The 21,336-nt window shown below is 62.3% G+C and carries 24 protein-coding genes; 13 read left to right on the top strand and 11 right to left on the bottom strand.

Annotated elements, in window-relative coordinates:
• The first annotated feature begins 6 nt into the window (after positions 1 to 6).
• From E5720_RS03410 to E5720_RS03395, 4 genes are all read left to right on the top strand, one after another.
• Positions 7 to 1,191, top strand: coding sequence for an NAD(P)H-binding protein (locus E5720_RS03410; RefSeq protein ID WP_136169475.1), 1,185 nt, complete (start codon positions 7 to 9; stop codon positions 1,189 to 1,191).
• Complete coding sequence (locus tag E5720_RS03405) at positions 1,191 to 1,901, top strand: type II CAAX endopeptidase family protein (protein WP_136169474.1); 711 nt, start codon at positions 1,191 to 1,193, stop codon at positions 1,899 to 1,901. The genes E5720_RS03410 and E5720_RS03405 overlap by 1 nt, the downstream gene beginning before the upstream one ends.
• Positions 1,902 to 1,984: 83 nt before the next feature.
• Positions 1,985 to 2,422 carry an Lrp/AsnC family transcriptional regulator gene (locus E5720_RS03400; protein WP_136169473.1) on the top strand — a complete coding sequence of 146 codons (438 nt, stop codon included), beginning with the start codon at positions 1,985 to 1,987 and terminating at the stop codon, positions 2,420 to 2,422.
• Positions 2,419 to 3,492: a YbhN family protein gene (locus E5720_RS03395; protein ID WP_136169472.1), complete on the top strand. Its 1,074-nt coding sequence runs from the start codon at positions 2,419 to 2,421 to the stop codon at positions 3,490 to 3,492. The genes E5720_RS03400 and E5720_RS03395 overlap by 4 nt, the downstream gene beginning before the upstream one ends.
• On the opposite strand, the gene E5720_RS03390 is transcribed toward E5720_RS03395, so the two are convergent.
• Positions 3,487 to 3,939: a MerR family transcriptional regulator gene (locus E5720_RS03390; protein ID WP_136169471.1), complete on the bottom strand. Its 453-nt coding sequence runs from the start codon at positions 3,937 to 3,939 to the stop codon at positions 3,487 to 3,489. The genes E5720_RS03395 and E5720_RS03390 overlap by 6 nt on opposite strands.
• Before the next feature lie 59 nt (positions 3,940 to 3,998).
• On the opposite strand from E5720_RS03390, the gene E5720_RS03385 reads away from it, so the two are divergent.
• From E5720_RS03385 to E5720_RS03370, 4 genes are all read left to right on the top strand, one after another.
• Positions 3,999 to 4,478, top strand: a complete 480-nt coding sequence (locus E5720_RS03385) for a DUF4188 domain-containing protein (RefSeq protein ID WP_136169470.1) — start codon at positions 3,999 to 4,001, stop codon at positions 4,476 to 4,478.
• Positions 4,479 to 4,556: 78 nt separating this feature from the next.
• Complete coding sequence (locus E5720_RS03380; protein WP_136169469.1) at positions 4,557 to 5,186, top strand: DUF2461 domain-containing protein; 630 nt, start codon at positions 4,557 to 4,559, stop codon at positions 5,184 to 5,186.
• A 9-nt stretch (positions 5,187 to 5,195) separates the two neighbouring features.
• Positions 5,196 to 5,735 carry a nucleotidyltransferase family protein gene (locus E5720_RS03375; protein WP_136172418.1) on the top strand — a complete coding sequence of 180 codons (540 nt, stop codon included), beginning with the start codon at positions 5,196 to 5,198 and terminating at the stop codon, positions 5,733 to 5,735.
• A gap of 60 nt (positions 5,736 to 5,795) precedes the next feature.
• On the top strand, positions 5,796 to 6,413 hold the full coding sequence (locus tag E5720_RS03370) for a class I SAM-dependent methyltransferase (protein WP_136169468.1): 618 nt from the start codon (positions 5,796 to 5,798) through the stop codon (positions 6,411 to 6,413).
• A 67-nt stretch (positions 6,414 to 6,480) separates the two neighbouring features.
• On the opposite strand, the gene E5720_RS03365 is transcribed toward E5720_RS03370, so the two are convergent.
• Entirely contained in the window at positions 6,481 to 7,521 is a 1,041-nt protein-coding gene (locus E5720_RS03365; RefSeq protein ID WP_247596148.1) for a hypothetical protein, read from the bottom strand.
• A gap of 538 nt (positions 7,522 to 8,059) precedes the next feature.
• Between E5720_RS03365 and E5720_RS03360 the strand changes: the two genes are divergently transcribed.
• Positions 8,060 to 9,037, top strand: a complete 978-nt coding sequence (locus tag E5720_RS03360) for a TIGR00341 family protein (protein ID WP_136169466.1) — start codon at positions 8,060 to 8,062, stop codon at positions 9,035 to 9,037.
• 77 nt (positions 9,038 to 9,114) lie between these two features.
• On the opposite strand, the gene E5720_RS03355 is transcribed toward E5720_RS03360, so the two are convergent.
• The 6 genes from E5720_RS03355 to E5720_RS03330 all read right to left on the bottom strand — a co-directional run bounded on the left by E5720_RS03355 (position 9,115) and on the right by E5720_RS03330 (position 15,174).
• A complete protein-coding gene (locus E5720_RS03355; protein WP_210729951.1) occupies positions 9,115 to 9,819 on the bottom strand; it encodes a haloacid dehalogenase type II in 705 nt (234 codons plus the stop codon).
• Entirely contained in the window at positions 9,816 to 10,244 is a 429-nt protein-coding gene (locus E5720_RS03350) for a DUF1707 domain-containing protein (RefSeq protein ID WP_136169465.1), read from the bottom strand. Before E5720_RS03350 ends, E5720_RS03355 begins: the two co-directional genes overlap by 4 nt.
• 36 nt (positions 10,245 to 10,280) lie before the next feature.
• Positions 10,281 to 12,074 (bottom strand): acetyl/propionyl/methylcrotonyl-CoA carboxylase subunit alpha, encoded by a 1,794-nt coding sequence (locus E5720_RS03345; RefSeq protein WP_136169464.1) that lies wholly within the window; start codon positions 12,072 to 12,074, stop codon positions 10,281 to 10,283.
• A gap of 147 nt (positions 12,075 to 12,221) precedes the next feature.
• Positions 12,222 to 13,697, bottom strand: coding sequence for a condensation domain-containing protein (locus tag E5720_RS03340; RefSeq protein WP_136169463.1), 1,476 nt, complete (start codon positions 13,695 to 13,697; stop codon positions 12,222 to 12,224).
• A 164-nt stretch (positions 13,698 to 13,861) separates the two neighbouring features.
• Positions 13,862 to 14,275, bottom strand: a complete 414-nt coding sequence (locus tag E5720_RS03335) for a SufE family protein (RefSeq protein ID WP_136169462.1) — start codon at positions 14,273 to 14,275, stop codon at positions 13,862 to 13,864.
• A gap of 2 nt (positions 14,276 to 14,277) precedes the next feature.
• Positions 14,278 to 15,174: a sulfurtransferase gene (locus E5720_RS03330; RefSeq protein ID WP_136169461.1), complete on the bottom strand. Its 897-nt coding sequence runs from the start codon at positions 15,172 to 15,174 to the stop codon at positions 14,278 to 14,280.
• A gap of 219 nt (positions 15,175 to 15,393) precedes the next feature.
• On the opposite strand from E5720_RS03330, the gene E5720_RS03325 reads away from it, so the two are divergent.
• Positions 15,394 to 15,840, top strand: coding sequence for a flavodoxin domain-containing protein (locus tag E5720_RS03325; protein WP_136169460.1), 447 nt, complete (start codon positions 15,394 to 15,396; stop codon positions 15,838 to 15,840).
• Here the strand turns inward: E5720_RS03325 and E5720_RS03320 are convergent.
• The 3 genes from E5720_RS03320 to E5720_RS03310 are packed head-to-tail and all read right to left on the bottom strand — an operon-like array spanning position 15,826 to position 18,384.
• Complete coding sequence (locus E5720_RS03320; RefSeq protein ID WP_136169459.1) at positions 15,826 to 16,452, bottom strand: nucleoside triphosphate pyrophosphatase; 627 nt, start codon at positions 16,450 to 16,452, stop codon at positions 15,826 to 15,828. The genes E5720_RS03325 and E5720_RS03320 overlap by 15 nt on opposite strands.
• A gap of 1 nt (position 16,453) precedes the next feature.
• On the bottom strand, positions 16,454 to 16,747 hold the full coding sequence (locus E5720_RS03315) for an acyl-CoA carboxylase subunit epsilon (RefSeq protein WP_136169458.1): 294 nt from the start codon (positions 16,745 to 16,747) through the stop codon (positions 16,454 to 16,456).
• Entirely contained in the window at positions 16,744 to 18,384 is a 1,641-nt protein-coding gene (locus tag E5720_RS03310; RefSeq protein ID WP_084346833.1) for an acyl-CoA carboxylase subunit beta, read from the bottom strand. The genes E5720_RS03315 and E5720_RS03310 overlap by 4 nt, the downstream gene beginning before the upstream one ends.
• Before the next feature lie 127 nt (positions 18,385 to 18,511).
• On the opposite strand from E5720_RS03310, the gene E5720_RS03305 reads away from it, so the two are divergent.
• The 3 genes from E5720_RS03305 (at position 18,512) to E5720_RS03295 (ending at position 21,297) form a co-directional block, all read left to right on the top strand.
• The gene (locus E5720_RS03305) at positions 18,512 to 19,342 is read left to right on the top strand and encodes a biotin--[acetyl-CoA-carboxylase] ligase (RefSeq protein WP_136169457.1); all 831 of its coding nucleotides are present in this window, start codon (positions 18,512 to 18,514) and stop codon (positions 19,340 to 19,342) included.
• Positions 19,343 to 19,435: 93 nt separating this feature from the next.
• Positions 19,436 to 20,695: an AI-2E family transporter gene (locus tag E5720_RS03300; RefSeq protein WP_136169456.1), complete on the top strand. Its 1,260-nt coding sequence runs from the start codon at positions 19,436 to 19,438 to the stop codon at positions 20,693 to 20,695.
• Between the two features lie 5 nt (positions 20,696 to 20,700).
• Entirely contained in the window at positions 20,701 to 21,297 is a 597-nt protein-coding gene (locus tag E5720_RS03295) for a PH domain-containing protein (RefSeq protein ID WP_136169455.1), read from the top strand.
• The last annotated feature ends 39 nt before the right edge of the window (positions 21,298 to 21,336 follow it).

Here is a 21,336-nt window from a genome sequence, read left to right as displayed (position 1 = left end):
CGAGTCATGAGAGTTCTCGTTACCGGTGCGAGTGGTTACATAGGGTCGAGGTTGGTCGCATCTCTGCTGAAGGCGGGTGACGACGTCTGTGCGGCGTCGAGACGACCCGAGGCACTGACTAGATTCGACTGGTGGCACGACGTCGACACCTGCGCTCTCGACGCGGGTGACCCACACTCGCTTCGCGAGGGTTTCGAGCACGCGGGCGACGTCGAGGTGGCGTACTACTTGGTACACGCGATCGGGCAAGCCGACTACCGTAGCCAAGATTTGACGTCGGCCCGGCAGTTCGCCGAAGCGGCTGCAGCCGCCGGTGTGCGCCGGATCGTCTACCTGGGCGGGTTCGTGCCGGAGGGCGAAGAGCTGTCGGAGCATCTGGCAAGCCGAGCAGACGTCGGGGAGGCGCTCTCGGTCGACGGCGTCGAGGTCGTGTGGCTCCGCGCAGCCATCGTGATCGGTGCCGGCTCCACCTCTTACGAGATGCTGCGCTATCTCGCCGACAGGCTCCCGGTGCTGCCGCTGCCGAGCTGGCTGAGCCACCCGGTGCAGCCTATCGCCGTCGACGACGTCCTGTTCTATCTCCAGGCGGCTCGCTCCACAGTTCCGCCTGGCTCGTACGACATCGGCGGCCCGGACACTGTGCCGTACCAAGATTTGTTGTTCGCGTATGTGGAGGCAGCAGGACTGACCCGGGTCGGGCTGCGCACCCCGGGCGTTCCTACTGGACTGGCCGGACGTGTCATCGGCAAGATCATCCCCATTCCAGATGCGCTCGCCGAAGACCTGGTCGGGTCACTGCACAACACCATGACGACTTCGGAGGATCGGATCGTCGATGTCGCCGGTGAGCCCGAAGGCGGTAGAACCACGATCGCCGATGCGATGCGTCGCAGTGTGCAGGGCCGCGTCGGCACCCCGCCCGGAGTGAGTGAACTCAAGGATCCACTGAGACTTGCCGTCACCGACGCAGCGTGGAGCGGAGGCGACGCGTCGGTGATCCGCCGCTACGGCGTGGCGGCCTCGTCGAAACCGACGTGGGACCTGTTCGAGTCCCTCGGCGCGCGTTCATTGTTGTACTCCTGGCCCGTCGCGGCGGTGGTGCGCACGAACCTCGATGTGGTGGACAGTGTTTCCGGCCGGACAAGATCGGCAATACGACGTCTGTTCGACGACAGAAATAGGGAGGCTTGATGGCGACGTGGCAGACGAGCGTGGTCGACGTTGTGAAGGCGGCCCTTGTAGAAAAGGTCGACCGGGACCACGAGGAAACCGACAAGGCATTTATGCGACGCCGGATCGTGGTGGTGATCACCCTCGTGGTCGGGGCCACGCTACTGGGACTTTCGCTTGCAGTCGAACCCGGCGACAGCGTGTTCTATGCGTTGACCCTTGGGTTGGCTGCAGCGTGGATTGTGGGTGGATTCGCCTCGGGCCCACTGCATCTGGGGCGAATTCGGATCAACGGTTCGATGCGAAGACCGATCGTCACCCCAATTCTCACCGGGCTTGCTGCAAGCGCAGTTTTCGTCGTCGGCGCTTTGATCGTGCGCCAGATCCCACCACTGGCAGACTTCACCGAGAATGTGCTGGCGCACGCGCGGTTCGGGTCCCTGGCTTTGATCGTGTTCATCACCCTGCTCAATGGGGTCGCCGAGGAGATCTTCTTTCGAGGCGCCTTGTTCGCGGCGATCGGTCGTCGAAAGCCGGTTCTGATCTCGACCGTTGTCTACACGGTGGTCACCCTGGCGAGCGGGAACCCGATGCTTGCGTTCGCTGCAATCACGCTCGGTTTCGTTCTCGCCCTGCAACGACGCGCATCCGGTGGCATCTTGGCGCCGATCCTGACCCACGTGATCTGGTCCACCGTGATGATATTCGCGCTGCCGCCTCTGTTCGCCTGACTCGAACACATCTCGTCACGTTTCAGTGGCCTTCTGTGCTGTCCAGTGGGTCGAGTCGGGTCGCACTGAGCTAGATTGCGCAGGTGAGTGAAAACCTCGACCGGATAGACCGGTTGATCATCGACGAACTGGTGGCCGACGGCCGCGCGACTCTGGCCACTCTTGCAGAGAAGGCCACCCTCTCGGTGTCCGCTGTGCAATCGCGTGTCCGACGCCTAGAGGCCCGTCGAGTCATCCGCGGGTACACCGCACAGGTGGATCCGGATGCGCTGGGGCGCCCGCTGTCTGCGTTCGTTTCCATCACGCCCATCGACCCCGCGCAGCCCGACGATGCACCCGCGCGTCTTCGCAATATCGCCGCCATCGAATCGTGCCATTCGGTGGCAGGGGAGGAGAGTTACGTTCTTCTCGTTCGAGTGGAATCACCGCGCAGCCTCGAAGGCTTACTGCAAGAGATTCGCGCAACGGCGAATGTTCGGACTCGAAGCACGATCATTCTGCAAACCTTCTACGACCGATGACGCCCAGCCCTGTCCGTAAGGTCGCTTCTGCCGTCCTGTCGTACGGGGTGGTCGGGCTCGTCATGTGGCTGCTCTATCGCACAGTCGGGAATTCGGGTGCGGTATCGGATGCGCTGAGTTCGATTTCGGTGGGCGACGTTCTCATCGTGAGCGTTTTCGGGCTGCTCTACCTGGCGTCGATGTTGTGGCCGATGGTCTATACGTTGCCCGGCCTGACGATCGCGCAGGCCGGCGTTGCACGGACGACATCGCTTGCGCTGGCGAACACGGTTCCCGAGGGCGGCACGGTCGCAACGGGTTTGACGTTCGGAATGTACCGATCCTGGGGTTTCACGTTGGCGGACAGTTCGACCTCGATTATCGCTATCGGCATCTGGACCAATCTGTCGCGGTATGTGTTGATGTCGGTCGCTCTCGTAATTCTTGTATTGTTCGGGACCACAACGGGGTCGGAGGTCTGGATTGCCGTCGGCACGTGTGTCGTCGTCACCGCGATCTGCCTACTCGTCGCGCTCGTGATAACCAACGATGCATGTGCTCGTCGCGTCGGCCGAGCGCTCACACGTGGCCGAAACGTGTTGGCACGACGGTTCGAGCGCATCGCTCCACGAGACATGGAGGAGGTCGTCGCCGACTTCCGCGAGCATCTGCTCGCCCGGGTACGTACCTGTTGGCGGTCGTTGACTGCGACGATGTTGCTCTCGCAATTGCTCGGGGCACTCACGCTCGGTGTGGCTCTTCGGCTGATGGGTACGAGCAGTGACGAAGTGGGCTGGGATCGGATCGTGGTCGCCTTCGGTGCCATGTCGTTGGCAGTGCTCCTCGCACCCACCCCTGGCGGTCTCGGGGTTGCCGACGCCGTTCTGATCGCAGTTCTCGGAGTCGGCATGACCACGACTCGACAAGGAGAACTGGTTGCGGCCGTGGTGTTGTTCCGGATGGCAACGTGGCTGCTTCCGATACCGCTCGGTCTGATCGCGTACCTCTATTGGCGATCGACGAAGAACTGGCGAGTCATCGTAGGTCGGCCGTCCAGTGCTCCCCAGCCGTCGAGTGATCCCCGGTCATGACGGTTCCGTCGGCGTGACGGCGCGTGCGTTGCCGTCGATCCGGAAGCTTGCGGCTTCGAGCGCGAGTCGCCGGACCTCGACGAGTGCGCGCTCGAGTACGACGGTTCCGACGAGCATCGTCTCGACCGCATTCGTGCGGTCCGGCATGGATCGGGCGTACTTCACTTCGGCCGCCGCGGTCCGCTCGGCGGTGTCGGCGGCACTGTCGAAGTCGGTGAGGGTAGTCGGAAAGTAGAACCGGCGCAGCGTGGCGCGAACATGTGAGATCGAAAGGCCGCCGATGTCGATGAGCGAGCGGATCAGGCGCAACCTTCGAACGTGCTGATCGCCGTAGACGGCCTGGTTGCCGGCTGTCTGCACACCAGCGGTGAGCAGACCCTCACGCAGGGAGTACTTGATCGAGGCGGCCGATACTTCGCTGCGTCGGCCGAGTTCGGAAACCCTCACTGGCCGGCCCTTGACTCCGTACCGTTATCGGACACGGAACGAGCGAAGGGTACGTGCCCATGGACCATCGAATACAGACCGGGCGATACACCGCACAAATCGACGGCGACTTCGTCGTCTTCCTCATCGGGATCCGTATCAACAAACTATGGAAGATTCACAAGTGGATCGGCCCTTTTCTGGCGATGCCTCGCATGCTGCGAGAGCTGAAACTGCACCCCGACAAGGGGCTGCTGGGTGCTCGGATATCGATGGGTGGACGCACTGTGACCGTGGTGCAGTACTGGCGTAGCTTCGATCAGCTCGAAGCGTTCGCAAAGAACCCGAACGATCCTCACCTACCGGCATGGAAGGCATTCAACCGGCGAGTCGGCGCCAGTGGCGACGTCGGGGTCTACCACGAGACCTACCTCATCGGCGTCGGCCGACACGAGTCGATCTACTCGAACATGCCCGTCATGGGATTGGCTGAAGCCGGCAGCTCGGTCGTAGTGGGTAAACACAGCGACACCGCGCGAGCCCGCATCACCCCCGAATGAACCGATTTTCGGCGCCGGGGGTGGCTCTGGATCGGTTCGCGGCAGAGCTGCGTCAGCTTTCCTCCTAGGATGACGAATATGGCTTTCACCGGTATTCCTTTTGCTGCGCTGGACTTCTACGAGGACCTCGAAGCGGACAACAGCAAGACGTGGTGGGCTGCTCATAAATCCGTCTATGACGAGTCGGTCAAAGCGCCCATGACCGCGTTGCTCGCAGAGCTGGAAGCGGAGTTCGGTGAAGGGAAAGTATTCCGCCCGTATCGAGACGTGCGATTCTCCAAGGACAAGACGCCGTACAAGACGCATCAAGGCGGGTTCGTCGCGAGCGGGCAAAGCCTCGGCTTCTACGTACAGATCGATCCAGCCGGGCTCTTCGTCGCAGGCGGGTTCTATGGTTCGACCACCGAGGGCATTGCCCGCTATCGAGAAGCGGTGGACAACGACGTACGTGGGGTTGAACTCGAAAAATTGGTGACGACCTTGACCGCGGCCGGATTCGAGATCGGTGGTGACCAGCTGAAAACCAAGCCGCGTGGATACGAGCTCGACCACCCTCGAATCGGCCTGCTCAGACACAAATCCTTGACGGCGTCGAAACATTTCGGATCACCGGACTGGCTCGAGACGTCCGCCGCGATGGTGCACGTGCGCGATACCTGGCGTGAACTCGTACCCCTGGTCGAGTGGGTGAGAGCGGTGATGGGCTAAGTGAAACTGTTGACGGGCGAGGCGATCGGGGTGCTGTTGGCGGCAGGTGCCGGCACCCGCTACGGATCACCGAAGGTACTCGCCGACGAAGGCCGGTGGCTCGACATCGCCGTGCGCGCCCTGCTCGAAGGTGGATGCGAGAAGGCGATCGTGGTGCTCGGTGCCGCCGACAGCGCTATGCCGGACGGGGCGATCGCTGTGCACGCTCACGACTGGCTCGTCGGGATGAGCGCCTCGCTTAAGGCCGGGCTGTCCGCGGCCGAGGGCTTCTCGTACGCGGTCGTCCATGTCGTCGACACTCCCGATGTGGGTCCCGAGGTTGTGCGCGCTGTCCTCGATGCCGCCCGGGTTTCGCCGTCGCATCTGGCTCGTGCGGTATTCGGCGGCACTCCCGGACACCCCGTGGTGTTCGGTCGTGAGCATTGGGACGAAGTGATTGCCACCTCGAGTGGCGACGCGGGTGCACGGGCGTTTCTGCGCAGTAGATTCGATGTCGTCGCCGTCGATTGTTCTCGATGGGCGACGGGCATCGATCACGACTACCGCTAGGAGAGAGTCGTGATCGAATTCTATTGCGAGAGGGGTGCTATGGACATCGACCATCTGGATATGACAAGAACGGCCTACGATGCGGTCGCGCACAGCTATGCCGAACTACTTCGAGATGAACTCTCACACAAACCACTCGATCGGCGATTGTTGGACACGTTTGCGGACATGTTGTTTGCCGGTGGAGGCACGCGAGTTCTCGACGCCGGGTGTGGACCCGGTCGGGTTTCGGAGTACCTCCACGGCCACGGGCTGACTACTCTCGGGATCGATGTGTCCCCGGCGATGATCGACATCGCCCGAAGAGGCTATCCTGCACTGCAATTCGACGTCGGTTCGATACTCGATCTGAACCTCGCAGGCGGATGCTTCGAGGGGGTAGTCGCATGGTATTCGATAATTCATACCCCGCCGAAGCTCCTGACCGTGGTCTTCGCCGAGTTCTGGCGGGTCCTTGCCCCGGGCGGATTGCTTCTACTCTCGTTTCAGGTCGGAGACGAGCGAGTACGGATCGAGCACGCTTACGGTCATGCCGTCGCGTACGACGTCTACCGTCTGTCTCCTGAGGAAATCTCGGATCAATTATCCGAGAGGGGATTTCAGGTGGAAGTTCGAGTAGTCCGTGCGCCGACGGGATCTGAGCTTCAACCGCAGGCATACATTATTGCGCGCAAGTAGAAGCGAACGAGGGTCCGATCGATGCCAGGTGGAGAGTTCCCGCCCGCAAACGGGCGGGAAACTCAGATCAGCTCCTGTACCGCAGGATCGCCGCGATCTGTGCGCCGTCGGGCATATCTTCGCTTCGAACGGCGGTCACCGTCGCGCCGGACAGCAAAGCGCGCCGGGTTATCTCGTCCACCACGCCATAGACCTGTGCGTCGTCGGCGCCCGTGAAGTGCACGTCACCGGTACCTGGATCGACGGTACCCGGGACGATGCTCTCGATGTCGACCATTACCGTGCTGATCGCGCCGTACGTGGCAGCCTTCGCGACGTCCGCAACATCGGTAAGTCCGCGGCCCTGCGACTTGCGCTCGTCGAAGAGTCGACGCAGGTCGAACAGTTGGTCGCGGTAGTGATTGTCCAGCACGGTGCGGGCAGCGTCCGCCAATGCGCCATCGCTGAGCGCTTGGGGATTGCCGTCGATGCCCTGTGGCAGCAGCCCCGGGTAGGTAGTGGTGCCGCGGTAGATCGATGCGATGGGGTCGGCCGCAGCGAGGATCAACGGAATGCCGCGACCGATCAAAGTGGTGCGCAGAGCCTGGTCGACAATGCGGGTGAATTGCCGAATACGAGTCATACGACTGTCCGGGTTGTGGGGCCTTCCACCGGGGCCGTATCCGCTGCGCTCGGGCTTACCGAGCTCGGACTCGAGGTCCGTCGGCAGGCCGGGCACCTTCACCTCCGCAGGTGGTTGGTCAGCGGAGACGTCGACCAGCCGCACGCCACCCTCGGCCAACGCCAGGACGAACGCAGTCTGCGGGAACGATGTGGTGCGGAGCATGGGCTTGAGGTAAAAGCGGTCGCCGGCGAATGTCACGGCCGTGAGACGGTTGGGCAAGCGATAACTACGGATGCGTTCGGTGGTTGCGTGAACGACAAGGGTGCGAGATTGGTATCGCCAGAATTCCGACCATTCGGTGAGCGCCTCGAATGAGTGCTCGATAGTTGCTCGCTCGGCGGAGTCTTCGATCTGCGCTAGTGCCGAGCGCACCTGGCCGGCAAATTCACGCTGCACGCGATCATGATCTCGTACCGTGTCTGCGGTCGGTGTGTAGATCGACACGCAAGTTCTTCCCTCGGTGGAAGCTAGGTCGATGATCTCTGCCTGGCTTGGTATGTCTGTGTGTAGCATCTTTAGCCCTTCTCTTGGAGAGAACTGACCGCCGGAAAGCTGTGGCCATCCCAACCGATGCGCAGATGCGTGTTCGCGAACTGCGTGCAGTAGGTGGGGCTGTGTACCGGCTTGTCCTTCGTGAGTGTCCCACACTCGGTCTCCAACTGGGGCTTTGTGAGGTACGTCGGAACGAAAACATGACCAGCAAGTCAGGATGCTCTCGTTGAGCTCGGCGACCGAGAACAAAAGTGGGACTCCACTTTCGGTGCGGCCGAAAGCGGTCACCGGCGTTGGGTGTTCGCCCCGCACGAAGAAATCCGATCGTGCGGGGTGGATCTCGACGCGCAGTGAGTGGAGGCGCACCCCGACCGGTTCTCCGTCACCGAGCAGGCAGGTTCGGTGTGCTCGGTTTTCGGTACGCACTCGCTGAAAGCGGGCTACCGTGTAACCGCGATCGCTGGCTTCTGTTTTTTCGAAAGGCTGGGAGATGCTTGCATTTTTGGTCCCGGACAGTCAGCGTCGAAGTCTCGACGAACTCGACGATCGGTTGGATCTCGCGGCCGGGGACAGTGGTGCAAAGCGGTCGGCATTCTGGATCATGCTCACCCTTTCCGGAATCATCGCAGTCGCGGGTGTGGTTGCAGACTCGACGGCCACCGTCATCGGGGCGATGATCGTAGCTCCATTGTCGACACCAATCCTCGGTGCCGGCCTCGGGATTGCCACCGGTCGTGGATCACTCGTGTTCAGGAGTGCGTTACATGTGCTGTTGGGGCTCCTGTTGGTCGTGGCGTTCGGATACCTGTTCGCGCAGGTTCTGCTCAACCCGACCAACGTGTTGACCAACTCTCAGGTTCTCGGACGCACCTCCCCGACATTGGCCGACCTCGTGGCTGCGATTGCCACGGGCTTCGCCGGATCCATTGCCATCACGCGTCGTGACGTCGGTGATGTGCTTCCCGGCGTGGCCATCGCAATTTCTCTGGTCCCACCACTTGCCGTCGTCGGCGTCTGCCTCGGATCCGGGGCACCATCACTTGCGCTCGGTGCGCTGGTTTTGTTCGCCTCGAACGTGGTTGCGATGGTGATCACCTCCACCCTGGTACTCGTTGTCGCCGGCTACGCCCGAGAAAGCCGCACCACGGAGTCGCCGCGACATGCTCGCGTATTTCTCCTGTTGGCATCAGCGCTGGTAGTCGTGGCCATTCCCATGGTGATCAATTCGCTTACCTCACTCTGGGTGCGTCAGATTCACGACGCGGCAGAGCAATGGCTCGCATCCGTTCCGGATGCTCAGGTCGGATCCGTCACCTGGCAGGCCGATACCGCGGTGATCGAAGTACTGGGCCCTCAGAATCTTCCGCCGATCGACGAACTCGAAAAATCGATCGACGCCCTGGTGCCGTGGAATCCGCAGATCGTCGTCGTCCACGCGGTCGGTAGCCGTATCGAAGCAGTGAAATAGGCCCAAGCGCGGTGAGGAATGGTCGACATCGACGCGTAAGCAGCATTTCGGCAATCTGATGGATACCGCGATGCATCTCAGCAGTGAAGAACCGTGGCCAATTCGGTGATCGAGTGCACGCTGTACGTCCAGTCCGACTGCGGAACAACGTCTTCCGTCTGCGAAGGCCCGTATTCCCGCGGTCGAGAAACGAAAGCTGTTCGAAATCCGCAATCTCTGGCTGCCATCAGATCACTGTTGTGAGCCGCGACCATCATGCACTGCTCGGGACGTAGGCCGAGGATGTCAGCGGTGCGGAGATACGCCTCGGGCAACGGCTTGTACGCGCGCGCAGGCTCTGCGCCGAGGATTGCATCCCAGGGAATGCCGGCGTTTTTCGCCATGTCCAACAGAAGCGAAATATTTCCGTTGGACAGCGGTGCAACGACGAACGTGGACTTCAGGCGGACGATGCCCGCTACCGAATCCGGCCACGGGTCCAAGCGGTGCCACGCGAGATTCAGAGCGAGAATCGAGGGTTCAAGAATTCGAACATCGAACTCGGAGAGGACTATTCGAAGACTCTCCAAGTGCAGAACATCGAGTCTGGTGAAGGGGCGCGCGCCGGAACGTACCTGTTCCATCGCCGGCTGATAGAGACTGCGCCACCGATCGGCGAAAGCGAGTGAATCTACCTGGGCTGCGGTGACCGCGGCGACCTCGCGGGCAATGCTCGTACGCCAATCCACCACGGTGCCGAACACATCGAACAACAGTGCTCTCGGGGGATCGATCCCAGTCACCGATCGCGCCGCCTGGACCGATTTCCACCGGTGACGAGTGCACCGACGAGTGGGATGAGCAGGAAGAACAACCAACTCTGGGAGACGGGGACGACGAAGAACAGGATCAGCGCAACGATCGGGGTCACCGCCATCGCTGTCTTGCGCCAGTCCCACCCGTCGGCGCCGTCCTGCTCGTCCGTGTTCGCGGGAGAAGTCGACTTTCTCAGGTCCAACGGAGTCGAGGCAGTCGGATCCAACGATGGCGAAGGAAGGTCGGTGAACACCGAATCCAGCTGCCCGCGTGTGTTGGCGGACGCGACCACGGCGCTCCGCTCGTCGAATTCGGGAAGGGTGAGCCGCCCGTCGCTGAAATGCTGGCTCAAAGCCGAAAGCGCCTGTTCACGCTCGGCCGTACCAACACGAACGTCCGGGTTGTCTGCCATGAGAACAGACTAACCCGGACGTCGGTGTGAATCGTGTTACTTCAGTTCGGCGAGCACCGTGCCCTGAGTGATGGCCGATCCCGGCTGCACGGACAGGCCGGTGACGATCCCTGCCTTGTGGGCGTTTACCGGGTTCTCCATCTTCATCGCCTCGAGGACAGCGATGAGATCGCCCTCGGCGACTTCCTGGCCCTCTTCGACGGCAACCTTGACGACGGTGCCCTGCATCGGAGCGGTGACAGCATCGCCGGATGCTGCGCCTGCGCTCGAGCCACCGCGCTTACGAGCCTTCGGCTTACGACGGATCGCACCGTCGGTCTCGGCGCCGCCGCCACCGAGAGAGAACTGGCCGGGGAGCGAGACCTCCACGCGACGGCCACCGACCTCGAGAACGACGGACTGCCGTGGGAGTGCCTCGTCCTCGTCGGCAGGCTCACCGGCAGTGAACGGTTCGACCTGGTTGTCCCATTCGGTCTCGATCCAACGGGTGTGGACGTCGAACTTCGTACCGTCGCCGATGAAGGCGGGATCGGAGACCACGGCAGCGTGGAACGGGATGACTGTCGCCAGGCCCTCGACCTTGAACTCGGCCAGCGCGCGACGTGAGCGTGCGAGGGCTTCCTCGCGGGTGGCACCGGTGACGATGAGCTTGGCGAGCATGGAGTCGAACTGGCCGCCGATCACGGAGCCGGATTCGACACCGGAGTCGACGCGTACGCCGGGGCCCGAGGGAGCGACGAAGGTGGTAACCGGTCCGGGGGCCGGTAGGAAGCCGCGGCCTGCGTCCTCACCGTTGATGCGGAACTCGAACGAGTGTCCGCGCGGCGTGGGGTCTTCGGTGATGGAGAGTTCTTCTCCGTTGGCGATGCGGAACTGCTGCAGCACCAGGTCGATGCCCGAGGTCTCCTCGGTGACGGGATGCTCGACCTGCAGGCGGGTGTTGACCTCGAGGAACGAGACGAGTCCGTCCTGGCCGACGAGGTATTCGACGGTACCTGCGCCGTAGTAGCCGGCTTCGCGACAGATTGCCTTCGCGGAGGAATGGATTTCGGCGCGCTGGGCGTCGGTGAGGAACGGTGCAGGCGCTTCTTCGACGAGCTTCTGGAAACGGCGCTGCAGACTGCAGTCGCGGGTGCCGGCGACAACGACGTTGCCGTGCTGGTCTGCGATGACCTGCGCCTCGACGTGACGCGGCTTGTCCAGGTAGCGCTCGACGAAGCACTCACCGCGACCGAAGGCGGAGATCGCTTCGCGGGTGGCCGAATCGAACAGCTCTGGAATCTCTTCGCGGGTGCGGGCAACCTTCATGCCGCGTCCGCCGCCACCGAAGGCCGCCTTGATGGCAATCGGTAGACCGTGTTCGTCGACGAAGGCGAGGATTTCGTCTGCGTCTTTGACCGGCTCGGAAGTGCCGGGGACCGAAGGCGCTTTGGCGCGGGCGGCGATGTGGCGGGCCGTGACCTTGTCGCCGAGATCGCGAATCGACTGCGGGGATGGTCCGATCCAGATCAACCCGGCGTCGATGACGGCCTGGGCGAATTCGGCGTTTTCGGACAGAAATCCGTAGCCGGGGTGAATGGCGTCGGCGCCGGACTTCTTGGCGGCGTCGAGGATCTTGTCGATCACCAGGTACGACTCGGCAGATGTCTGTCCACCGAGAGCGAAGGCTTCATCGGCAAGGCGCACGAACGGGGCATCGGCGTCAGGTTCGGCGTATACCGCGACACTGGTCAGGCCGGCATCCGCTGCTGCTCGTATCACCCGAACTGCAATCTCGCCGCGATTGGCGACAAGCACCTTGGTGATATGCGCGCTGGCGTGGCTGGGCACTGAGCCTCCTGTGGTTTCAAGTGTTCCGTGCGCGGCGTTTTACCAGCGCTCGGTTGCGGGCGTCACTTCGGAGTGTAAGCACAGTCGCCGGGACTTCCGAAACTGGATGGTGGTTACAGGGAGTGGACCCAAAAAAGCCGAAGGTACCTACTGATTGGTAGATGTCGGAGCGAAAGATGCGCAGTCCATTGCCGGGCCGCTGCTCACCATGGCGGTCAGCGACGCCGTCCCTGTGTCGACCACCTCGTCGAGGATTCGTCGCAGCACGCCGACGTAGCGGTGAACGTGCGCGGTTGCGATGTCGTTATTGGGGTAGCGCGCCGAGATGTTCACCCCGCGCGGTGTGCGGTTGATCCAGATATAGACGTCGTGGTCGTACTGCTTGCTGCGCAGTGCCCGGGCATTCCAGTCGTCCCACCGATCTGCCATCGGCGCGAAACGCACATCCATGAACGACACCACGAAGCGCGGCTTCGCAGCGGCACCCAGCGCGCGGAAGACTCGGTCGAGTGGGACCCGGGCCACCGGCTTGGTTGCCGTGACCTGCTGAGTAGCCCGCGCAACGATCGCACCGAACGATTCCGCATCCGCGATATCGAACGAGAGCGGGCACAATCCGACGAACCACCCGAGTGACGACGCCCAATGCGGTTGATCCCGAGTGTGTACCGGCGTGATGGTCCGGAACTCGGTCCGGCCGGTCAACTCCGCCCCGGCCATTGCCAACGCGGCCAGCAGTCCGGCGAACATACTGTGGCCGGTCTTTCGGCACGCGACAGAAAAGGAATCAGCCCGTTCGGTGTCGAGGATCCAATCGGTCAGCCCGCCCTGGGGAGTGTCACCGCTGCTCGGGTTACCGATGTCGAGAGGGAAGGCGGGTAGCTGACCGTCGCCGGCTTCGAGGAAGCGGCGCCAGGTCACCACGGCATCGTGAGTGTGCTCGAGTTCGGCGTGCATCCGGCGCTCGGACACCCCGAAGTCCAAGTAGCTACCAGCCTCGAACAGTGCAGCGGCTGTGCCGTCGACGGCCTGGGCGTACAACGCGGATATCTCGTGGGCAACCAGAACGGTGGACAGGCCGTCGATGATGGAGTGATCGGCGGCAAAGAAGACGGTCACCTTTCCGGTGTTCCGCGTTTCCAGTGGCTCTACTGTCACGAACGCATATGCGGGCCAGGCGAGAGGGGAGGTGTATTCGTCGAACAAGTACTGCAGATGGTCCAACACCTCGCTGGAGAGCTCACAGCGCTCCTGCTCTACCTGCCAGACCTCGACGGTCCCTTCAGCGGCAGTGACTCGGCTCAGCTCCCCGCCGTCGACATCGATGGCTGCGTGCGAACGCATCGACTCGTGGCGATCGATCCACGCGAGCACTGCACGTCGGAACGCACGCTTGTCGAGCGGTCCTTCGATATCGAAGGCAGCGCCCAACCAACTCTCCCGACCCTGACGGGGACTGTTCAAGCTGTCGCGCAGGTGCGACTCGTGCACATACGACGTAGGTCGGTCGTCCGGCTGCCAGCCGGCCAGGACCGGGGTGCTCGCGTGGGGGCCGACACTGGGAATCCACTCCGTGATGGTGCCTGCGGGTATGGCGTAGTCCGCCAACTCGGTGAACTCCATTTCGACAGCAACCAACTCTCACGCGGGATGAACAAACAACCACGGTGAGCGCATCCAGACCTGCCGAATCGCGCACACCGTGTCCGACAATGATTGTACCGACCCGTAAGTGTATCGATCAAGACGACCTCGACCAGCGGGTCGAGGTCGTCCTTACTCCAGTTTCATCTCACGTGTCGCTTGATGCGTGAGAGCATCGCCGACATTCCGCGAAGTCGCAGCGGACTCACGGCCTCGCCGAGACCGAGCGCAAGGTAGAAGTCATCCGGCACAGCGAGAATGTCCTGCGCCGAATGTCCGTCGAGACCCTGGTGAAGTATCGAGGCGAAACCTCTCGTCGTCGGTGCTTCCGGCGGGGCACTGAAATACAGCTTGACCGCGTCTCGATCCGCGCTGTCCACGGACAGAAACAGCGGCGACTGGCATTCGGGCACCGGCTCCATGGCTGCCTGTTCCAGATGCTCGGGCAACCCAGGGAGCTCACGGCTGAACTCGAGGAGCAACTGAAGCTTGTCCTGGCCCTCGACCGCCGCGAAATCCTCGACGATCTCGGCGAGCGACTCCGGCAACTCGGCCATGATCAGGCCTTCACAGGTGCGGAGCCAGGCTCCTCGCCGCGCACAATCGGAACCCGAACTGCATTGCCCCATTCAGTCCACGAGCCGTCGTAGTTCCGGACCGATTCGTGACCGAGAAGATGCGTCAACACGAACCAGGTGTGGCTCGATCGTTCGCCGATTCGGCAGTACGCGATCACCTTCTCACTAGCGACGTAGTCGGCATAGATCTCGTCGAGCTCTGCCCTGGTACGGAAGCGACCGTCCGGGGCCGCAGCCTTGGCCCAGGGGATGCCGACCGCGGTAGGTATGTGGCCGCCGCGCAGTGCCCCTTCCTCCGGATAGTCGGGCATGTGGGTACGTTCTCCGGTGTATTCCGCCGGTGAGCGCACGTCGATGAGCGGAATCGTGCCCAGGCTCGTGAGGACATCCGCAGCGAATGCTCGTATAGGTGCGTCGTTTCGCTCCACCACCGGGTATTCCGAAGCCGGATACTCGGGGACGTCGAGGGTTGTTTCGCGGTTCTCGGCCAGCCACGCGTCTCGGCCACCGTCGAGCAACCGGACATCCTGGTGTCCGAACAAGGTGAATACCCACAGTGCGTAGGCGGCCCACCAATTGCTTTTGTCGCCGTAGATCACGATGGTGTCGTCGCGAGAGATGCCCTTGCGGCCTAGCAGAGCCGCGAACTGATCTCCATCGATGTAATCCCGCGTGATCGGGTCGTTGAGATCGACATGCCAATCGATCTTCACCGCACCCGGAATATGGCCGACGTCGTAGAGGAGCACATCCTCATCCGATTCGACGACCCGGAGGCCGGGAGTGCCGAGATGTGCGGACAGCCATTGAGTGGACACCAGTCGATCTGGGTGCGCATAGTCGGAAAACGTGGGCGTGGGGTCTGCTGCTACGGGCACTTCTTCTTCGCTCCTAGGAGTGATCGAATCGATCTGACTCTGTCGATCCTAGGCGCTCGGTGAGTCGAGGGAGCAGCGCTCGGAGTGCAGAGCGGCCCGTGGACACCCGTCGTGCCCGCAGAGGGCAGGTGAGATCCGACCCTCACTGCTGGTGAGGCTATTCTCACTTACCGATTCTTTCGGTGGCCTGCAGGGAAAGTTTCGAGAAGGGGAGTGGACATGGCAGTAGTCGTGTTGTTCGGTTCGGAGACCGGTACAGCCGAGGAGGTTGCGGACAAGATCGCCGAGGTGATGACCGATCATGACGTCGACGTGCGTGACATGCTCGAATACGAGGTATCCGATATCGATACCGACGACTTTCACGTCATCATCTGTTCTACCTACGGCGAAGGCGAACTGCCGACGGGAGCAGGCCCCTTCTACGACGCGCTCGTCGAGGACGGCCCGGATCTTTGCGGGCTCAGATTCGCGATGTTCGGACTGGGCGACCGCGTGTACGAGGACACATTCAACCGCGGCGGCGAGATCATCGCCGACAAGCTGGTCGAACTAGGCGCTCAACAGGTCGGCGAGCACGCCCGGCACGACAGCTCCTCGAACGTCAAGCCCAAGGTGCAGGCTGCCGAGTGGGCCCGCGACATCACAGCTCTATTGATTCCCTGAATCGGCCCACAGCTCGGACAACGACGTGCCGACATCGGCCAGAAGTCGACGGACGAGCGGTAGCCCGATCCCGATGACGCTGGACGGATCCCCCTCGATACGGTCGACGAACCAGCCCCCGAGGCCGTCCAGCGTGAAGGCGCCCGCCACCGACAACGGCTCTCCCGACGCGAGATACGCCTCGAGGTCGGCGCTCGACGGTTCACTGAAGTGGATTTTCGTCGAACTACACCCGGTCGCGACTGCGACCGATCGCCCGTCGACGACTCGAACGACAGCGTGGCCGGTCAGAAGATCACCTGATCTGCCTGCCATGGCAGCCCACCTACACCGTGCCACATCGACGCTGTGAGGTTTGCCCTGTAGCTCGTCGCCGATCGACAACATCGAATCGCACCCGACCACCACTGCGTCGTCGAACTCGGCGAGTACTGCCTCTGCCTTGGCGAGTGCCAAGGTTACGACCACATCCTCGGGTACCGGATCGGGTCCGAGCGCTGCGGTGAGCGCGTCCTCGTCCACCCCGGACACCCGCACGACTGGGTCGATCCCCGCCTTGCGGAGAACTTCGAGCCGTGCTGGCGACGCCGAGGCGAGAACGAAACGAGGCACTCTAGTAGCGCTGCGAGGCGCCGTACGAGTACGGCGAATACGGCGCGAACGTCCGATGCTTCGAGGCATGAGAACCCCACAGCTCCGGTGGACGTGAGTCGACGGTCGCTGCAGTCGAACCCGCCGCAGCGGTGAGGACCACGACAAGTGCCGCGATGTCCTGGTCAGACGGATTGCCCTTCACCACTCGGATCACATCGTTGACCGTAGAGGCCGCCGACGCGTCGTCCAAGCCTGCAGACTCGATCAGATCCGTAGCTTCGGTGATGTCCGATTCCTTTGCCGGTGCGCTCACAGTGGAATGTTCCCGTGCTTCTTGGGCGGCAACGTCACCATTTTGCGCTCGAGAAGCCGCAACGCAGCGACAATCTGGCCACGCGTATGGCTCGGAGGAATGACAGCGTCGAGGTAGCCGCGCTCGGCCGCAATGTACGGGTTGACGAGCGTGTCCTCGTACTCCTGCTGCAACTTCAACCGCAATGCATCGACGTCCTCGCCGTTTTTCGCGGCCTCGAGGAGTTGCTTGCGGTAGACGAATCCGACGGCGCCGGATGCACCCATGACCGCGATCTGAGCCGTGGGCCACGCGAGGTTGACGTCGGCACCCATGTGCTTGGAGCCCATGACGTCGTACGCGCCGCCGTAGGCCTTGCGGGTGATGACGGTGATCTTGCCGACCGTCGCCTCACCGTAGGCGTAGAGCAACTTCGCGCCGCGACGAATGATGCCGTTGAATTCCTGTTCGGTTCCGGGCAGGAAGCCAGGAACGTCGACGAGGGTGATGATCGGGACGTTGAAGCAGTCGCAGGTTCGTACGAAGCGAGCCGCCTTCTCGGAAGCGTCGATGTCGAGAGTGCCCGCGAACTGGGTGGGCTGGTTTGCCACGATGCCCACCGAGCGACCGTCGACACGTCCGAAGCCGACGATGATATTACGCGCGCGGCCTTCCTGGACTTCGAGGAACTCGTCGTCATCGAGGATCCGGCGGATGACCTCGTGCATGTCGTACGGGGTGTTCGGGGAATCCGGAATCAAGGTGTCCAGTTCGAGGTCCTCTGCAGTGAGGCTTTCCTCGATGCCGCCGACGATCGGATCCGACGGCGCCAGGCGGGGCGCGTCGGCGCGGTTGTTGCTAGGTAGGTAGGACAGCAGATCGCGGACGTAGTCCAACGCGTCCTGCTCGCCGGACGCGACGTAGTGCGCGACACCGGACTTCTCCATGTGGGTGTGCGCGCCACCGAGTTCTTCCATGGTGACGTTCTCGCCGGTGACGGTCTTGATGACGTCGGGGCCGGTGACGAACATCTGCGAGGTGCCGTCGACCATGACGACGAAATCGGTCAGTGCGGGGGAGTAGACGTGTCCGCCGGCAGCAGGCCCCATGATGAGCGAGATCTGCGGGATGACTCCGGAGGCCTGGACGTTGCGGTGGAAGATTTCGCCGTAGAGGCCCAGGGAGACGACACCCTCCTGGATGCGGGCGCCTGCGCCTTCGTTGATGCCGACCAGCGGGCGGCCGGTCTTGATCGCCAGGTCCATGACCTTGACGATCTTTTCGCCGTAGATCTCACCGAGGGAACCGCCGAAAACGGTCGCGTCCTGGGAGAAGACGCAGATGTCGCGCCCGTCGATGGTGCCGTAGCCGGTGACTACGCCATCGCCGAAGGGGCGGTTGTCGGCCATTCCGAAGTTGACGGACCGGTGACGAGCGAGCGCGTCCAGTTCGACGAACGAACCCTCGTCGAGTAGCGCGGTGATGCGCTCCCGGGCGGTCAGCTTGCCTTTCGCGTGCACCTTCTCCACTGCAGCTTCACCACTGGGGAGCATCGCGGCTTCCCTGCGACTTCTGAGATCGGCGAGTTTTCCCGCTGTGGTGTGGATATCGGGCTTGGCGGCCGAACCCTGTGCAGTTGCGTCCTGAACACTGGTCATGGGGGATCACTTTAACCACGACTGTGATGGGTGTCCCGACCGAGGTGCGACAAGCACAGTCGACGAACAAGCCTACTGGCCGGTACGCCGACGGGGCACGTTCGGTATGGCCATATGCTCTTGGGTCATGTGGACCAATCTCGACCGCCCCCCGCTCGATGTCGCGGCTCTTCGTCGAGCTCTTGTCGATGGGCCGCAAGCGTCCTGGTCGAGGCTCGACGTGGTCGAGCAAACTGGTTCGACCAACGCCGACCTCATTGCGCGCGCCGACGGGCTCGCCGATCGCACCGCGCTTGTCGCCGAGCATCAGGACAGCGGACGTGGCCGTCATTCACGGCCGTTCTCCGGCGCGCCTCGATCACAGATCCTCCTGTCGGTACTGATGAAATTTCCAGGAATCGATCCGGCCGTCCTCGGGTGGCTACCGCTCCTGACCGGAGTCGCCGTAGTCGACGCGCTGCGAACGGTGGCGGCTGTCGACGCTGCCTTGAAATGGCCGAACGACGTCTTGATCGAGGGGCGAAAGGTCGCTGGAATTCTCGCCGAAGTGGCTACCTACGGTCCGCATCCGGTCGTGGTGGTCGGAATCGGGCTGAACGTGTCGATGACGACTGAGGAATTGCCCGTCCCGACGGCCACATCGCTGGTGCTCGAGAGTGCGGTCGTGGCCGATCGTGACACCATTCTGCGCGCAATCTTGCGTGGAATCGGTGCCGAGGTCGATTCCTGGAAGAACTCCGGTTGGAACACCGAGCATCTCGCTCAGCGATACCGCGAGCGGTGCGACACGGTGGGCCGGAGAGTTCGCGTCGAGATGCCTGGGGATCGAGTGTTGGTGGGGGAGGCGACCGACGTCGATGTTCACGGCCGCATCGTCGTTCGCGACGATGAGTCCGGGCAATCGGTCGCGGTAGCGGCCGGGGATGTCACGCACCTACGCGCGGTGGATCCTGAGTAATCGGTGAAGCCGCATCATCCGTGACGGATGATGCGCCTTCGACAGATGCGATGGGATCGTGCTGAGCAGATGAACAACTGCGGAGGGGCACTCATGGAACCGCGACATGCATCGGATGCGACGCCGTCGAGTGTGTCGGAGTCGTGGTCGCTCCCGCGCGGGGTGATCGTGTTGCTGGGGCTTGCCTCACTCGTCGTCTGCGTCGCCGGAACGCGTGCGTTCTCCGGCGTGGTGGGGCCGACGTTTCTTGCCTTGATGCTGACCGTCGCGGTACATCCGTTTCCAGAGTGGCTGCGACGCAGGGGTTTTCCGGCATGGATCGCAACGATCATCGCGATTGTTCTCGTGTACTCCATTCTTCTCGTGTTGGTATTGGCACTCGTCGTATCGACCGCCCGGCTTGCGACGCTGTTGCCGACCTACGCCGATGAATTCGACAGTCTCGTCGACAGCGTTCGGACTCTTTTGTCGAACAACGGAATTGGGCAAGACCAGATTCAAAATTTGATGTCGAAAATCGATGCGGGCACGGTGTTCGGGGTGATCGACAGTCTTCTCGTGGACGTGCTGGGTATTTTCTCCAACTTGCTTTTCGTCCTCGTGCTGCTGTTGTTCATGGCGGTCGACGGCAGTTCGTTCAGTACTCGGATATCGACATTGGTCGGTACCCGGCCCGATATCGCGGGCGCATTCGTGTCCTTCTCTACGGGCACTCGTACTTATCTGATCGTCTCGACGATCTTCGGCTTGATCGTTGCCGTCATCGACGCAGGTGCACTGTGGGCAATGGGTATCTCACTTCCAGTGTTGTGGGGGCTGTTGTCGTTCATCACGAATTACATTCCCAACATCGGATTCGTTCTCGGACTGATTCCGCCCGCTCTGCTGGCACTGTTGCAGGGCGGGCCCACTCTGATGATCGCGGTGATCGTCGTCTACAGCGTCGTCAACGTCGTCATCCAGTCGATCATTCAGCCGAAGTTCGTCGGTGACGCTGTGGGACTGTCGGTCACGCTGACATTTCTCTCGCTCGTGTTCTGGTCCTGGGTTCTCGGTCCGCTCGGAGCAGTCCTCGCCATTCCGTTGACCTTGATGGCCAAAGCGTTGTTGGTGGACATCGATCCAGCAACCAGGTGGGCGGACATTCTGATGTCCGCTGGTGACGGCCGGGCCACCGATGCGGCACCGGACCCCGCCGATCTCGAGGCCGCTGATCCTGAGGTCGCTGATCCTGAGGCTGCTGATTCCGGCAGTGAGGAAGATGTCGGTGGCGCCGCGGATTCGGATGGTGATGAGGACGCAGCTCTCGTGGCAGGATCGCCTCGTACGAGTAAGGATCCGGCCGAGGAGTGAGTCGCATGGGGTATCCGGAAGATGCGTTGGCAGACGAGGAAGAACTGCTTTTGCATCATCACCCGCATTGGAAGAAGCTGGTGCTACCTGCGTTGACATTCATCCTCGTCACCGCTGTCGCAGGTTTCGTGATCGGCCTCTTCTCGGTAAAGCTCGACGGTTCGAGTGCCACCGTCGCATCGATTGTCACTGCAGTTCTGTGGGCGATCGTCGTCGCCTGGCGGTGCATTGCCCCCCTCATCGGCTGGAAATGCACGCACTTCATCGTCACCGACCGCCGAGTGCTCATCCGGCAGGGCGTCATCACCCACTCGGGAATCGATATCCCGATGGGCCGTATTTCCAATGTCCAGTTTCGGCACGGACTGATCGACCGCATGCTCGGTACCGGAACCCTCATCATTGCTTCGGCGTCGGACGACCCGTTGGAGTTCGACGACATTCCACGCGTCCAGCGGGTTCACTCGCTTCTCTACCAGCAGGTATTCGAAGCGCTGGAGATTCGCCGGGACGACCGTCCACGGTTCGACGACGGAGAAGTCTCGTACGAGGAGTCCTCGGACTCGGCGAAAAGAGGATGGCGCGCGGGGAAACGCTGGTAATCGAAGCGTTCTCACAGAAACGAACCGTAGGGTTGCGCG

This window comes from Rhodococcus sp. PAMC28707, assembly GCF_004795915.1.
Lineage (GTDB): Bacteria > Actinomycetota > Actinomycetes > Mycobacteriales > Mycobacteriaceae > Rhodococcoides.
This window is presented reverse-complemented; position numbering and strand designations above follow the sequence as displayed.